At 47.4% G+C, this 15,845-nt stretch carries 13 protein-coding genes; 5 read left to right on the top strand and 8 right to left on the bottom strand.

The window, feature by feature from the left end; genetic code table 11:
- Nucleotides 1-70: 70 nt before the first annotated feature.
- Nucleotides 71-1,249, bottom strand: a complete 1,179-nt coding sequence (locus MA03_RS02335) for a cytochrome ubiquinol oxidase subunit I (RefSeq protein ID WP_052883730.1) — start codon at nt 1,247-1,249, stop codon at nt 71-73.
- Nucleotides 1,249-2,865: a cytochrome ubiquinol oxidase subunit I gene (locus tag MA03_RS02340; protein WP_052883731.1), complete on the bottom strand. Its 1,617-nt coding sequence runs from the start codon at nt 2,863-2,865 to the stop codon at nt 1,249-1,251. The genes MA03_RS02335 and MA03_RS02340 overlap by 1 nt, the downstream gene beginning before the upstream one ends.
- 156 nt (nt 2,866-3,021) lie before the next feature.
- Between MA03_RS02340 and MA03_RS02345 the strand changes: the two genes are divergently transcribed.
- The 4 genes from MA03_RS02345 (at nt 3,022) to MA03_RS02360 (ending at nt 6,710) form a co-directional block, all read left to right on the top strand.
- Nucleotides 3,022-4,269, top strand: coding sequence for an MFS transporter (locus MA03_RS02345; RefSeq protein ID WP_052883732.1), 1,248 nt, complete (start codon nt 3,022-3,024; stop codon nt 4,267-4,269).
- A gap of 71 nt (nt 4,270-4,340) precedes the next feature.
- Nucleotides 4,341-4,880 (top strand): inosine/xanthosine triphosphatase, encoded by a 540-nt coding sequence (yjjX, locus tag MA03_RS02350; protein WP_236944950.1) that lies wholly within the window; start codon nt 4,341-4,343, stop codon nt 4,878-4,880.
- 40 nt (nt 4,881-4,920) lie between these two features.
- Nucleotides 4,921-6,120, top strand: coding sequence for a hypothetical protein (locus MA03_RS02355; RefSeq protein WP_191118674.1), 1,200 nt, complete (start codon nt 4,921-4,923; stop codon nt 6,118-6,120).
- 212 nt (nt 6,121-6,332) lie between these two features.
- The gene (locus MA03_RS02360) at nt 6,333-6,710 is read left to right on the top strand and encodes a HEPN domain-containing protein (protein ID WP_052883735.1); all 378 of its coding nucleotides are present in this window, start codon (nt 6,333-6,335) and stop codon (nt 6,708-6,710) included.
- Nucleotides 6,711-6,969: 259 nt separating this feature from the next.
- Here the strand turns inward: MA03_RS02360 and MA03_RS02365 are convergent, their stop codons facing one another.
- The 6 genes from MA03_RS02365 to MA03_RS02390 form a co-directional block, all read right to left on the bottom strand.
- Nucleotides 6,970-8,028 (bottom strand): HD domain-containing protein, encoded by a 1,059-nt coding sequence (locus MA03_RS02365; RefSeq protein ID WP_052883736.1) that lies wholly within the window; start codon nt 8,026-8,028, stop codon nt 6,970-6,972.
- Nucleotides 8,029-8,182: 154 nt separating this feature from the next.
- On the bottom strand, nt 8,183-9,655 hold the full coding sequence (locus tag MA03_RS02370; protein ID WP_191118675.1) for an SLC13 family permease: 1,473 nt from the start codon (nt 9,653-9,655) through the stop codon (nt 8,183-8,185).
- A gap of 182 nt (nt 9,656-9,837) precedes the next feature.
- On the bottom strand, nt 9,838-10,917 hold the full coding sequence (locus MA03_RS02375; protein WP_052883738.1) for an ABC transporter ATP-binding protein: 1,080 nt from the start codon (nt 10,915-10,917) through the stop codon (nt 9,838-9,840).
- Nucleotides 10,917-11,729, bottom strand: coding sequence for an ABC transporter permease (locus MA03_RS02380; protein WP_052883739.1), 813 nt, complete (start codon nt 11,727-11,729; stop codon nt 10,917-10,919). The genes MA03_RS02375 and MA03_RS02380 overlap by 1 nt, the downstream gene beginning before the upstream one ends.
- Nucleotides 11,730-11,733: 4 nt before the next feature.
- On the bottom strand, nt 11,734-12,606 hold the full coding sequence (locus MA03_RS02385) for an ABC transporter permease (RefSeq protein ID WP_191118676.1): 873 nt from the start codon (nt 12,604-12,606) through the stop codon (nt 11,734-11,736).
- Nucleotides 12,607-12,650: 44 nt separating this feature from the next.
- Nucleotides 12,651-13,982 (bottom strand): ABC transporter substrate-binding protein, encoded by a 1,332-nt coding sequence (locus MA03_RS02390; RefSeq protein WP_191118677.1) that lies wholly within the window; start codon nt 13,980-13,982, stop codon nt 12,651-12,653.
- Nucleotides 13,983-14,212: 230 nt separating this feature from the next.
- Between MA03_RS02390 and MA03_RS02395 the strand changes: the two genes are divergently transcribed.
- Nucleotides 14,213-15,820 (top strand): ABC transporter ATP-binding protein, encoded by a 1,608-nt coding sequence (locus MA03_RS02395; RefSeq protein ID WP_052883742.1) that lies wholly within the window; start codon nt 14,213-14,215, stop codon nt 15,818-15,820.
- The last annotated feature ends 25 nt before the right edge of the window (nt 15,821-15,845 follow it).

Below are 15,845 nucleotides of genomic sequence, written 5' to 3' on the forward strand. Positions count from 1 at the left end.
ACCTTTTTAATATTTGAAAAAAGCTGCTGAATCATTTTTTAAAAAAAAATAATTTTTGACGAGAATCCTATTACTCGGGGCCTTTTTCAAAGAAAACCTTGTATATCAGGTAGGCTGCAGCAGTCATTAATATTGCTAAGCCGACAGCTGTCACTAAGAAGAGTTCAGGGCTCTGAGCGAGAGGGTTCAGCTTTTCCATGTTCAGCTCGCTTGCGAGTATCGTCTTGTACGGCTCGGGGAGTTGATTGAGGATGAGCGGAGCATTGGCGACGAGGTATGGGTATTGTGAGAAGGCGTTGAGGTATTCTCCCAGCATTATGGTGAGTAGCCCTGCCGCTGCGCCAGAGTAAGTCAATATTGTTGTCGACTTCAACTCTTGCTGTTCAAGCCTTGCTCTGTAGAGCTTGAAGAGTATGAAGCCCTGCCAAGCTACCAATACCATTTTCAGCAGGAATAACCATGAGTAGTTGGATGTCGTTGGAGCCGCCAGGTTTACTCCTAGAAAGCCGAATATGTTATTAAACTTTATAGGAGTAGCCGCTAGTGATATCGAGTACCACGCTCCAAGAAACATCATCGCGAACAATCCCATACCCGCGTACTCAAGGCTTTTGCGGAGCAGACTCTTCTCCTCCTCCGAGATTCCGTTAGTTACTGCTTTGTGGTTGAGAAGAGCTGCAATGAAGAGAAAGCCGGCTGTAAGGGCGCCAGTGACACTCTTCAAGTATAGGGGCAGGAAGGTTGGGTTTTGTAAGGCTGCTAATACGTCTAGGCTGAGCTTAGGGGAGAGGGTGAGGCCGACAGGTGTATTCAAGAAGGCAAAAACTGCTCTGAAGCCTAAGGGTATCAGGTAAGCTGTCAGCACTAGGAGTACTCCAAAGGCCAGATGGATATTCCTGTCCAGTTTGTCCCAACCGTAGTAGTAGACAACTATTGCTAGGAAGTGTAGGAGAATAGCCACTATAGATATCCCGAATGGGATCATTGTTATGTTTCCCGCGATGCCAAGGAAACCTGGATAGAAGCTTAAGAGGAATACAGTGAAAGCCGTTCCCATGACGCCTGCTAGACCGTAGGTTGCAGCGTATATTCGGAAGAAGCTATAGGCTGTTGCATCTATTTCTTTGTCAAGTTTGATGTCGGCCTGCCTTTTGAGAAATACAACTATAGTAGACAAGGCTATGCCTAGGTTTACCGCGACTATGTGCAAGCCGAAGACTAGCGCGAGGAAAAACACCGGGGCATTCATTACTGATCACCTCTCAATGACGGGAGATATAATATCCTGTAAGCCGCATAGATGAGTAGAGAGAGGGCAGCCAAGAAGATAAACGCTACAAGAATGTATGCGGAGGGGCTTGCAGGGTTTGCGGTGTGTGCAACGTCAACGGTCATCACCCCGTAGATGGACCATGGCTTACGGCCGATCTCCCTTACAGCCCAACCTAGAAATGATACAAGCTGTGCGAGTATGGGGCTTAGGGCTGCAAGCACGAGTAGAGATGTGTTTATCTTTGTATTCTTGTAAACGAGGACAAACATGACTATCGCGAAGAGTCCTAGCAGGACTGCAAGGCCCGTTTTAACGTAGTAAAGATAGTGGATGAGCAAGGGAGGCCTGCAATCAGAGATAGGCGGGGCACCTCCTAGGACACAGTATCCCGGAGGTATAAGATCGTAATCGGGTAGCTGCGCATCAGGCCTCCCATATATTATTATTTTCATCAGGTTCTCTATTCCAAACGTCCGAGGGATGCTCATGATGCTGCTGCTCTGGCCCTCCATTGCGGCTAGTTTTTCAGGGTTATAATGCGCTATTTCCTCTCCCATCACGTGGCCAAAAATTGCTCCCTGTACAATGATAGCTATGAGTGAGAGTATAACGCCGAAGCGTAGACCGGTCTCGTAGTATTCCGACCTCTTCTTTAAAAGAAGAAGGGCGTATGCCCCTAGAATGGTGAAAGCTGTTGTGGTGATTCCAGCACCTATAGAGTGTAGGATGCTTCCTGGATAGACGGGAGACAGGAAAGTGACGCTTGTATACCCGACGTGCTCGACTGTGGCTAACAGGATGCTGTCGACTAAATCTTTTACAAGTATCTTCTCAGCTGGAAGTTGAATCCCGGGCTTCAAGAAACCAGCTAGTACGCTGTCCCTTAGGGTCACTCCACTCCAAGCTTCGTATGCGAGACGTGCAACGATCCTTGACGGGACATAGACGGCGACCCCCTCTTTAACCTCGCCAACCACTTCTACCTCCAGAGGGAGAAGTTTTGACACGTCGAGAGCAGAGGCTATCTGCGATGGGAGAACAAGTAGAACTTTGGGATATCCCTGCTGGTAGAGCCAGCCTTTCTGCTGGTCGAAGGCCGGGGCTATCCCGGTGGGGGCAACCATGTAGCTGTTAACGCTCACAATCATGGCTGCGCTGAACCATGCACCGAAGAGCGCTAGGAATGCTATAGCTATTCTCGCGTTTAGCGACAGCTTGCTCCAGGCAAAGACAAGTAGGTAGATGAAGACTATCTCGGTGAGAAAGGCGAAGATTTCAAGGTACAGTGGGAAATAAATGTAACGTCCAGCAGCTTCTAGGAGGTTTGGCCATATCACTACGAGTCCGAACTCGGATGCCGTCCCCGAGGCAGCTCCGACGGCGAATATTAACCCCAGGGCTTTTGTGGCTGTTCTAGCTATTTTTTCGTAATTCGTTTTTCCTGTTCTCTTGTAAGCTAGTAGGGCGAGAAGGATCACCAGCGGTAATCCGAGCACGTACTGGAGTATGAACCAGTGTATTTCGATGCCGATGATGCTTAAAATCCTATCTATAGATGCTGGGTAACTCAGCCATTGGCTTAGTAAATCCATGTTTATCAATTTTCTAACATTTTATTTTATTAATAAAAATTTTTCCTTATATGATTTTAACCCAAAATTTAAAAGATAAGGATACTGCCCTAGAAGCCATCAAGGATCAAATTCTCCATGAAAAATTTTTAGATCTATCTTGTATTATATTGTAGAATGTCAGCGAGGAGGGTTTTGATCCTTCTAATGTTGGGTTGGGGCTTAGGGGCGATGTGCGCAGGGATAGTCAGCGGGACGCTAAGCCTTATTAAATCGGATCTGCACCTAACCGGCGAGGAAACTGGTCGTGTTCTAAGTAGCTGGTCCCTGGGAATGCTGGTCGGTGCCTCTCTCTATGGGTATTTTGCTGATAGATTCGGGAGGAGGATCAGCATTCTAGTCTCAACGGTTGGTCTAGGAGTCTTCACCTCGCTGAGCTATATCGCTCGTGGCTGGTTAGACTTAAGCTTTTACCGTATCCTAGCAGGAGCCTCTAATGCAGGCTACATGGTTGTGGCTAGCACGATGATGAGTGAGTTTGCCCCCACATACTCGCGCGGCAGGCTAGTAGCCATTCTTGAGAGCTCCTGGGCTCTCGGCTGGCTCCTCGCGTTATTCCTGGCGAGGATTATAGCACCAATGTATGGCTGGAGGCCGGTTTTCCTAACTGCCTTCTCGTCGATCTTACTTGCAATGATCCTTTACCCTACTTTACCTGAATCGCCTAGATACCTAAAACTAAGAAAGGAGTTGAACTCAAGCAGTTCTGTAGTAGAAGGAGCGAAAAACTCTATGAAGTCAAAGGGCTTAGCAAGTGTTTCTGTATGGGAGCTTCTCAGGCCGCCTTACCTTAGAAGAACGATCATGCTCTGGACACACTGGTTCGCTATAGCTCTGACCTACTGGGGGATTTTCCTGTGGTTACCAGATATGCTCAATGCACGCGGACTTGGCTATGCAAAGAGCCTTGAGTTCTCAATAATTATAACTTTAGCACAGATCCCGGGATATCTCTCTGCAGCCTACCTCATCGAGAAAGCAGGCAGGAAGCCGACCCTTGCCAGTTATATGTTGCTGGGTGGACTAGCAAGTATAGGAGTCTTCATGGCGTCAGCTCAACTCGACCTGTTCATCTGGGGTAGTCTGGTCTCATTCTTCAATCTTGGGGCATGGGGGGTAACATACGCCTATACGCCAGAGCTCTATCCGACGCGGTTGAGGGGGACCGGGAGCGGATGGGCAAACAGCTTTGGTCGGATAGGGGGGATTATTGGACCATATGCCGCCGGCGTCCTCATGCAAACTTTTAAAGACCCACTGACGCCCTTCTCCTTATTCGCACTCATGCACATCGTATCAGCTTTCACTGTATTCACACTGGGTGTAGAGACAAAGGGGAAACCGCTTGAGGAGGTATCCCCCTAGGTCTTAGGCAAAATTATTCATCTCGTCTTAAAGTATTTTTAGCAGCTAAGATTCCTAGTATGGAAGTGGTTATGCGGGTTATAGCTGGTACGACAAACCCGTCCAAGCTGGTGGGTATACGCAGGGCATTTGAAGCTGTATATGGAGCCATAGAGCTCTCTAGTATCCGTGTGGAAACCCCGAACCCACAGCCCTTAGGATTGTTAGAGATATTACATGGGGCTAAGCTGAGGGCTGAAACGGCTTCTAAATCGGTGAATGTCTTTGACTTCTCTGTGGGGGTTGAAGCCGGTATTATCCAGGTAGGAGACTTTTACATTGATGTACAGCTGGCTTATGTCATGGACAATAAGGGGGGTGTCTCAATAGGATTAAGCCCTGGCTTCCCATTACCACGAGCCTTCACAGACGGAATTTTCAGAGGGGGTTACCGTGAACTAGAGGAGGTGGCTGATGCTTATTACGGTACGAAGGATATTGGCGAGAAGGGCGGCTTAATAAAGCTGCTCTCAAAGTCTATGGTAACCCGTGAGGATCTAACTTTTCACGCCACGCTTATGGCCCTTATCACTTTCATGAACCGTGAACTCTACGAAGGAAATGTGCGGTAAAACATTATAGTTACGTTGTTTTATCACTTCTAGAGCCGCCTTGTCCTCTCTACCTCTAAAGCATTACTCGAACCCTCGAGTGGTGGCAGAGCTCTCAGAATTTCTAAGGGGGAGATGGGTAGCCGTCCACTGTGAGAGGAAGCTCAAAGATGGTAGGCCGATACTCATAAGGTATATAGGAGCCTTGCCGTTGCGTGTAAGCAAGCCGGCGGACTTTCATACTGTTTTCAAACGGCTGGCTGCTCTAGGTCCCAGGTCTTTTTATGGCACGGCGAACATCTACCACAAACTTGAAAGGCGAGAGGACGCACTTGACTATTCAAGCAACATCAGACAAAGGACGCTTACCTGGGACATAGACTCCACTCCAGAACACTGGAAGGCTACCGTCGAGGTAGCGCGTCTAATCGTAGAAGAGCTCGAAAAGGAAGGCGTTACAAGGAGCGTGTGGCTCAAGTGGAGCGGGCGTGGGATGCACGTCCACGTGCACGAGGGGGCTTTAAGCGAGGGGTTCCTTAAGAAGAATGGCGTCCTCGACGCGACCTGGTCGGCAGTACAGCTTATACTTGAAAGGATTCGTGGAAAAGTCCACGCGGTGAATCTCAGATACGGCTCTAAAATAAAGGTGGAGAACCTTATGGATCCCCAGAGAGTCTTTACCGCGCCTTTAAGCCTGCACAGGCAACTGGATGTAGTGTGCGTAGCGTTGAAGCCGGATGAACTTGATTCCTTCGAGCCCTCTTGGACAGACCCCTCAAGATTCAAGCACAATACTGATTGGAGGGTTTTCGAGGAGGGGGAGGCTGAGGCTCTTGCTGAAAAGGCTCTACGCGAGATAGGAGGCTATCTCAAAAAGAGTGAGAGTTCCTATGAAAGACGATTAGATGGAAAGCCCCCCGTAATAAGACAAACGTTAAATCTACCATCTGGCGACGTCGACCTCTCCACTCTCAAACTACACGAGAACCCTGGCCCACTCTACAGGAGGAAACTCTTACACGATCCAAGACTAGCGGTAAGATTTCTTGAGGATATTCTAAGCCATTACGTTCTTGGAAATATTTCGCTCGCGGAGGCAGAGTCCCTTATAAGCAGCACTATGAATGTAACTCTACTTACTCAGGGCTACGCTCGGGAAGACGTTGAGAAGTTGACCAAGCTTTATGGTGCAGCACTTAATCTGTTAAAGACGGCAGGAACGCCGGAAAACTTACGTATGCTGCTGTCAGCCAAGTCTTAGTCCCATAGGGTTCTCTCAGAACTAAACTTCTTTGCCCTCATATAAGATCAAGGGGCTATACCTCCTTTATTTTACATGCTAGACTACTCGCAGGGCCGTATGTTCTATTATAGTTCACCATACGTGATGCGTGGTTAACCAACGATTAGCTTAAAGGTGACCTTCAGGTAACTTAATAAAATGTCGGTGGAAGCGAGGAAGAAATAGATCTGTTGAAAAGGAGGGCGCTCTCATTCCTTGAGGCCGCGAAATTTTCACTGCAGAAGGGGTTCTACGACCTTGCAGCCTTTAACGCAGAGCAGGCCGCTCAAATATACCTTAAGGCCACACTATTAGAGCTTATAGGAGATTATCCAAGAACCTACTCCCTAATACATCTCCTAAGCGAGCTCAAGCGAGTAGATGAAAAATTGGTAGACGGGTTTATAAGGGAAAATAAAAGAGGTTTACACAACTTGGAGGACGCTTACCTAACAAGCAGGTATTTCTATAAGAGTTTTGACAGAGAAGACGGGGAATACTTGATCGATCTCGCTGAAAGGGTGATTAGCCTTTGTGAAAAACTTAGACATAGCATGGGAAAGATCTAAGATTCTTAGAGACTGGAGGGAATACGTCATCAAGATAGTTGAAGCAAGCAGGGAGGTTTTTCCGAAGATCTATTTGGAGAAAAATCTACTTTAGACATATTGGAAGAAATTACCTTAAGCTTTATTGATGTAGTCGGATCATCCCAGGTTAACTTTTGGTCACGTAGGGGCAGCATGAGTTTATGTTACTTTTTAGTAATCCCTGTAGGCCTCACGTGACTACTTGATAGGTGATTTCCTGAGTAGTTTAGGGGTTAAGCTACAACTCATCCTGCTCTACATCCGCAAATTCTATCATAGCTCTGATACCTGTTAGAGTTTCAAAGGCGCTTGATTTCTCGGCTAAGCGTCTCTCAAGCCATATAGGTGGATTACAGGAAAGCAGGAATATTAGCGAAGACCCCTCGAGCTCTATTCCTCTGTAACACCCGTATGCCTCGTAAGCGCCCCAGCCCGAGTAAACATCGTCGAATGTATCTGCCAGCCTGACCGTCGCTGCTATCAGTCGGGCTTTTTCTCCAAGGTTCTGTAGCTCTGGATCGCCTAGAAGATCCGTGGATCTCCTGTGGTGGAATATGGCCTTCGAGACGACCAAACGGTTACAACATTTTGTCAGCTCTCCTAATTCAAGGGCAAGCCTAGCACCTTTCTCGTGGTGCTCCTCCTCGCTAGACACTACTCTCCCGACATCGTGAAGAAGGCCAGCAACGTACGCGTTCAGATAGTCCTCTCTCTCAAGATTGATAATGCCTGAGATGGCTTCGAGTATGTCAAGGGCTACGCCGGCGACTGTTGAGGCATGGTTTTTATAGAGTTCCCAGTAGCTCGATTTCTCGTCCCTGATACTCTCGAGTTTATTCACAAGACGTACTATCAAATCCTCTCCCACAAGATCCCTTGCCCGGAAAAACCAGCGAAAGGCTAGGCTCTGTGAGGGCGTCTCTCCCATAAATCCAAGCGTGCTAAGCTTTCTCTTCACCTCTGATGCTGGCAACCTGTATTTAAGTCCTAGAATCATGGCTACTGTGATGCCGCTTCTTCCAATCCCTCCTCGGCAGTGTACAAGAACTTTTTCGCCACCTTGAAGCCTTTGCAGTACAGGTAGAGCTACATGCACCAAGACGTCTTCGAAAGGATTAAATGAAAAATCCATGATGGGGTACTCCATGATCTCGACACCGGGGGGCGGTTCATAGGAGCACTCGTGCTCAGTTAGATCCACTATCATGCTCAGCCCCTCTCTCGCCAAAGAAGCCAGGAGCTCGCTGTCTGGACAGGAGGACCAGTAAAGCCCATCAATATAGCGGAGTCTAGCCATTGTCTAAGCAATTCCTAGTCGTTTCAAAGAGTAAAATCCTTGACGGTTAGCAGGGCTGGATAACACTATGCGAGGAATTCTCTGGGCATGAAAAACAGCGAGTAGAAATTCGTATTGGAAAAGGGAAAAGTCTTAGAGGGTAAAAAGACGGCTATCATGGAATACCTTTAATGTTCAAGAGGATGGAGACCAGTATCGGCTCCGTAGCCATTAAAATTATGAGCCGGACAACGTCTGCGAGCATTCCAACCTTGAACATGTTTGAAGCTTTCACCTTTCTCGAGCCGTATATTATCGCCATGGGAGGCGTAGTAGACGGCAAAGCACTAGAGATCGAGCAAGCAAGTGCTGCCGTGATCACAGGATAGGCCGGGTTTACCCCCATACCTTTGGCTATCGAGGCTACAAGCGGGACGGTTATTATGGCAGCCGCGGTGTTTGAGGCTGGAAACGTTATAGCGAATCCTATCAGGGCCGCGACAGCCGACAGACTGTATATGTCGAGGGTTCCAAGCTTAGAGATCATTAAGGCTAGCCAATTTGAGAAGCCGCTTGAGTCGAGCGCATATCCCATGGCTATTCCTCCGCCGAACATGAATATCACGTTCCAGTCTATCCCACTTGAAATCTCGTCCATCGTGAGCAGGGGGCCTTTCTTCGTTTTAATAAAGCCTAAGGCGATGATAGCTAAAACGGCCGGCGCGGCTTCAGGCAGGAGGGTGGTGACTGTCTTAGCTAGCGGCTCATAGCGAGCGTCCAGAGAGGAGGCTAGTAGGATGGCTCCCGGTAGAATCCAAAGCGTTAATGTGGCGAAAAATACGGCTAATACTAGCTTCTCTTCAAGAGTGAGGGGTTTTTCATCTAGTAGTTTAGGGGGCTCAACACGCTTTTCGGGAATCTTTAAGATCTTGAAGACTATTAGCCAGGTTACAAATAGCCCTATCAAGGCTTGTGGAGTCCCAACAATAATCCAGTCTAGGAATGTGAGCTTGAAACCCTGAATACTCGACTCAAGAACCTGCTTCGCGACTAGGTTGGGCGGAGTGCTTATCAAAAATAACATAGCCCCCGCGGTGGCAGCTTCACCCAAAGCCAGCATGGTAGCCTCCACGTACTGGTCTGAAGCTCTCATAAGCGTGAGCAAAGATAACGCGATAGGGAACACAACACTAGCAGAAGCCGTGATAGAACCCGTGATTGTCAGCAAGAATGCAGGTAGGCTTGCCGCGAAAAAGGCCACTAGCGCAGGGTCACCTCCTGAGTAGAGCTTAGCTATTGCTAGTGCAGCCCTCTTGTCCACACCCCACTTTTTAAAAGCAGCTGCTAGAACAAAACCTCCCATAAAGATCCATATTATAGGGTTCGTAAAACTGGTTAGAGACGTCGACCACGAGACGTATCCAAGAAGACTAAACAGCGCCGCCGCCAAAATACCGGTTAAACCTAACGGAACCGCCTCCGTCACCCACCACTCTGCAATCCATAGAAGCCCTCCCAGGGCGATCTGCGGGGCTTTAGGCGCTCCGGGCACCCTGGATGCCTGCTCAACTAAAGGAAGCGGTGGAGAAATAACCATCAGCAAGAAGAGAATTGGTCCAATTAAGATCTTTAAAAGGCTCCTTCCCATGCTTGTTCTTGACTCATCACTCGTAAGCAAAATAAAAAGATATTTTCCCGAAGCGCAAAGGGAGTTTTAAGATTTATTACTCACCTCTAGAATGAACCTCAAGGAATCTAATTGTCCATTTAATCTGAGCGCCTCTGTAAATAATAATCAAAGGATTAAAGTGTTAAAAAACAACTAGAAATTCATCTGGGAACTGCAAATAATGTCTCTTCTTCAAGTTTAATCTTCACGCTGCTCCCAGAATCTAAGCGCACGTTGACAGGCGTTCTAAGCCTTATAAGGTAGCCCGACAACGATATAATGTACTCATAATGATCACCCAGATAAGATCCCGTCTGGATTTTCACGTCTATTACGTTGGATGTCTCAGTGGGATGCGCGAGTCTCACAGCTTCAGGTCTAACGGCAAGGAAAACTTTGCTATCTTTAGTCACTTTTTCTAAGTTTGTCCTGGCTAAAAGTTCAATATTTCCCTCTTCTAGGGCCACCCTGACGAGGCTCTTGTCACGATTCACTATTTCCAAGACATTTCCAGGTATCAATGTGGTTATACCCATGAACTCTGCCACAAATCTCGTGGCCGGAGAGCCATAAATCTCCTCAGGAGAGCCTATCTGCTCTATCCTCCCCTTATTCATTACAGCTATTCTGTCACACATGACTAATGCTTCAGCCTGGTCATGGGTAACGTAAACAGAAGTTATTCCTAGCTCACGCTGGAGTTTTCTAAGCTCGAACCTTACTTGTTCACGAAGCTTTGCATCCAGGTTGCTTAGAGGTTCATCGAAGAGTAATGCTCTAGGCTGGACGACGATTGCCCTCGCAACTGCAACTCTTTGCTGTTGCCCTCCACTCATCTGGTACGGATACCTGTTCAAGAGATCCTGGATTTGTAACAGTTCTGCAGCCCACTGGACACGCCTCTTAATTTCATCTTCTGGAATCTTTCTGAGTCGTAGTCCGAAGGCTATGTTTTCGAAGGCCGTTAGGTGAGGGAAAAGGGCCCAGCTTTGAAAAACCATTCCTAAGCCTCTTTTCTCGGGTGGAAGCTGCGTTATATCTTCCCCGTCGATCAGAACCATTCCACGGTCGGGCTGGGTTAGCCCTGCAATGATACGTAGAGTTGTTGTTTTTCCGCTACCTGAGGGCCCTAGTAGCCCGAAGAACTCTTTGTCCTTAATCTCTAGATATTCTATCTCTGCAGCTACTACCTTTCCCCCGTAATACCCTTTATATATATCTTTAAGCTCTATCCGAACCATTACCTACCACCCGCTCCACCTAGTGAAACAGAAACACGGAAATATTTTTCAGATATGAATCCGCCGATCAGGCTCGGGAAAAGGATAAACAAGCTTACGGCGGCGGCTCGTGGAGGAGAAATCGCATAGCCTCGGATGAGTTCATACACAATGATAGTCAGTGTTTTAATGGAGGGTGCTCCTAGCAGTAGTGTCATTACGAACTCGTTGAGGGATATAGCCATCGAGAAGATGAAGGCTGAGAGGAGCCCTCTCCAAGTTATAGGTAGGTAGACCTTTGTTATTACCTGTAACCTTGTAGCTCCGAATACTCTGGCCACTTCCCCGAGATCCTTTGGAACCTGCATGAAGGATGCCGTTATACTGCGAAGTGAAAAGGGTATTGCAAAGAACATGTGGGCAGGTATAAGAGCGATGAGATTATTCCTTAATCCCAACCAAGTGTAAAGGAATAGGAGTCCTGTTCCAACGACGATAGCCGGTAATGCCATGGTAAGGTTGACGATGGTTTCGGTTAGTATGGCGAATCTGTCTCTATTCATTGCTAGATAGTAGGCCGGAAGTATGCACAAGGCTACTGTCGACAAGGCTGTGAGTGGCGCGAGTATATAGCTGTTAATTAACGCTCCCTGCACATAGGGATCATTTATCATTTTAAGTATCCAGTTCAGACCGATGCGGGAGGGGAAGAGGTCTGTGCCAAAGTACCATTGCTCAGCCAGCGCGTAAAGCACAGCCATGAATACAGGCGCTATGTAGAAGAATAATAGGAAGGTAAGGATAATTATATCCCAGGCTCGTTGTCTATCCATAATTCTATCTCACCTGGTAAACAATCGCTTTTGTTGTATATCTGAAGAAGAAGTATCCTGCAAGAAGCGATAAAATTATGTAGACAAAGCCGGAGGTGAATGCCATCAAGTAGTTGAAGAACAGTGTGACATCGTTTAATATCACGACGCTCAGATATTGGGGCCAGGAGGCGCCAAGAACCAGGGGCGTCGAAACGCCTGTAAGATTATCCAAGAATACTATGGAAGAGGATGCGAGTAGAGCGTATTTTGAAAGCGGGAAATATATCTTTGTAATAACCGTTCTCATTGGCGCGCCAAGTATTCTGGCGGCTTCTACTATCTCAGGGTTGATCAGTTGAAGCGGGCCATAAGTTAAAAGGAATGTGAGAGTAAAGGTATACCACACTTTACCCAGGATGATGCCTATACCGTAAGGATCATTTACTAGATATAGTGGTTCCCGTATTAATCCCAGTTTCTGAAGAAGCCAGTTAATCCCTATGGCTAGATATCCTTTAGGCCAGAGAAGGGTCCACCACATGAATGCAGCTATAAGGTACGGGGTGTAGATTGCTATCAGTGGGACAAACGAAAACTTGTCCCACCAGCCTGGTCTTCGAATAGTCAAGTAGATTGCGAAAAGATACCCGGCTGCCACAGCTAGAAATGTCGCGACTGTGCTGTTCCAGACAGTAAAGAAAGTAGACTCCAGATAGAGGCTTCCAGGAGTGAAGAAAGTCTGGAATCCCTTGAGTGTTGGTTGCTGGACTCCAGAGAATGATATTATTCCGAAAGCCCCAAGGATGACTATTCCCAGGGGTATTACTAGCATAACTAATAGGTAGAGGTATATCGGCAAGAGATATATTAGTGGAGCTGAATTCTGAGAAGACATTACCATCCCCGGCAAAAAAAGAAATTATTTTTATAACAAGTAATTTATTTCTTAGCCACCTCGTCTACCCACTTTTGCATCATGTAGTTCATGTATTCTGCATGTCTGAAGTAGAACGGTCCGTAGAAGAACCACTTCTCGAAGCTTCCGTAAGGAATATTGACCGGCCAAGCAGGGTTCGCTTTAACGTCAGCGGGTACAAGGTTCCAAGCATTAGGTACAACGGGGAATGTGCCCTCGTTGGCAGCTATGTATGCTTGAGTCTCGTCTTCGATGAGATAGTTTATGAAGAGTAAGGCTGCGGCCTTGTGTGGAGCGTTGAAGGCTACTATAACTCCGTCCCAAGGTTCAGGCATGCCTGGGTCAGGTATGTACATCCCGACCCACTCTGGCTTAAGTCTTCCCTCATTAATCTCGGCAAGGACTGTGTCTATCCACTGAGGTTCAAGCCAGACTTCGCCAGCCTCGAATAACTGTATAGCGGCGACGTTACCTTGTGGATAATTGCCTGGCTGATACATGTATTTCTCGATCTCGTTGAGGTAGTCCCAGAAGTTCATTCCGCTCTTACCGGGGCTGTACATGATATCGTGAGCTCTCTGCTCACTGTATCCTGCAAAGGCAAACTTATCGTACCCGTACTGACTGTAGAGAAGTGCCATGAGGAATGTATGTCCGCTACCGCCCTTGTTTGGATCACAATAAGTAAACTTTCCGGGATGGTTTTTGACCCAGTCAAGAAGCTGGTCCAGGCTCTTCGGGACATCGGCGTTCGGCCACTGACCTAGAATGTCCTTCCTGTATAGCATGACGACCTGCCACCATACGATGGGGATGTATCTCCCGTCCGTGGGGTACATGTCTGTGCCAAACATGTTAGCTAGGAGCGGGACCTTCTTTGCATTCGGGATTATCTCCCTCAGGTTTACGTCCCAGACTACACCGTTCTCCTTTGCCATTTTGAACGGGAGAGACCACAGGAATACAACATCGTATTGTCCCACAGTCTTGCCTGCTTGTTTGTCGGCGATAAGTGATTGAACCGTGCTATACCAGTCTCCCAGGACAACCTGGCACTGTATTCCATACTTGGCTTGGAAGTTCTGACACACATGGTTGAAGACGTCTTGTTCATGAGTTCCTCCGAATATTGCGAAAACAACTTTCCCTTCCTGTTTAGCTAGGGACTCTATCTGGGACCAGTTATACACGTATACTGTTCTCTCATTTAGTGGGAGGTTATATGTGACAGAGCCTTGGGGAGTAGTAACAGAAGGCTTGGGGGTTACTAGTAGAGCCAAGGCATAGCCTAGAATGAGGAAAATTACTGCTATGGCTGCCAGTGTTATATAATTCTTGGGCTGTTGTCCTGCCACGAGAAATATTTTCAAATCGTATCTTATAAGTTTTTCGTTATTCAATATTATATAAAAAGAAATAAATGAAAAACATTGAATTTATTGACTAATTAATCAGTATTGACAATATATATAATATAAAAGGCTTTCACTATATAGGAAACACTCATTATTCCCAGCTTCACTTTTCTTTTATTTGATCAAGAGATGAACCGTAAATAATAAAATTGGTTAGGCTAGGTTAAGTTGTGCCACTTATCGAGGTAGACAATCTCACCTTTAAGTACCTGGGTAGCCAGAGGTTTGCCTTGGAGAAGGTTAGCCTTTCAATCGATGAAGGAGAGATCCTTCTCCTTGTCGGCCCGAGTGGATGCGGGAAGTCTACGCTTATAAGGGCTATAAATGGGTTAATACCTCACAGATATTTAGGGGAATACACTGGTAGAGTCCGTGTCGCTGGCCTTGACGTAGCTGAATCAACGCCCCAGATCCTTGCTAAGACTGTTGGGACGGTTATGCAGGAGGTGAGCAGGCAGCTTGTGGCGCAGACCGTGGAGGACGACGTTGCGTTTGGACCCGCGAACCTGTGTCTCCCTAGAGAGGAGGTCGCAAGGAGAGTGGAGGCTAGCCTGAAAGCTGTTGGGGCTCTCCACCTAGCCGGGAGGGATATAAATGCGCTGAGCGGTGGGGAGAAACAGAGGGTTGTATTTGCAGGGATTCTGGCGATGGATCCTGAGATTATCCTTCTCGACGAGCCCCTGGCGAATCTTGACAGTGATGGGGTTAGCCTTGTACTTGGCCAGATTGCGGAGTTTAGGCGTAGAGGGAAGACAGTGATAATAGCTGAACATAGAACGGAGGAGGTCGTCGAGGGCGTCGATATAGATAGGATTATCGTCATGGAGAACGGGAGGATTGTAAAGGAACTGGATTCCCCTGAGGGACTCATCGAGTTTAAGGATAAGGTTCGCGTGCCCTCTGGTTACCTTTATCCGAGAAAGTTTGAAGTTTCAACGGGTTTTCAAGTTTTAGATGAGGGAGAAGTAAGCCTCGGAAAGGAAGTTATTGTGTTTGAGGACGTCTACTTCAGCTATGATGGTCTTCGATACGCCCTCGAGGCAATTAATTTGAAGATCCGTGAGGGTGAGCGGGTAGCTCTTCTCGGTAACAATGGGGCTGGGAAATCGACTTTAGCCAAGCACATTCTCGGTTTGCTGAAACCCTCGAGAGGTAGAGTTCTTATAGATGGAGAGGATACGAGACAAAAGGAACCCTATGAGCTGGCAGGGAAGATAGGGCTGGTCGTCCAAGACCCCTACTCAATGCTTTTCGCTCGAACCGTCAAAGAGGAGCTGGCTTTCGGTCCAAGAAACCTGGGTGTAACTAGAGAAGAAATTGAGGAGCGGGTATCAGAGGTTTCAAGGGCCTGTGGTATCCAGCACCTGTTAAACGCATCGCCTTTCGCGTCGAGCTATGGGGAAAAGAAGCGTATATGTGTAGGGGCGGTTCTAACAATGTACCCCCGCGTCCTTATCCTGGATGAGCCCACGGCTGGACAAGACTACGCGAATTATATGAGGTTTCTCGACTTCGTGACGGGTTTAGAGAAGGTTAAAACGCTTGTTCTGATAACCCATGACGTGGACATTGCACTCGAGTACACTAGTAGGACGGTCGTCCTTTCCAGGGGGAGGGTAATCGCTGACGGGCCTACAGTTGAGATTCTAGCAGATGAGAAGGTGTTGAAGGAGGGGAGCCTCCGTGAAACCCAGCTTATAAGGTTGGGCCGTGAGCTCTCGGGTGGTAGGCGCGTCTATCGGAAGAAGGACTTAGAAAGGATGTTGCAAAACGCTTAAAATGAATAATATAAATTAATTAGAT

The sequence above is a fragment of the Thermofilum uzonense genome (assembly GCF_000993805.1).
Lineage (GTDB): Archaea > Thermoproteota > Thermoprotei > Thermofilales > Thermofilaceae > Thermofilum > Thermofilum uzonense.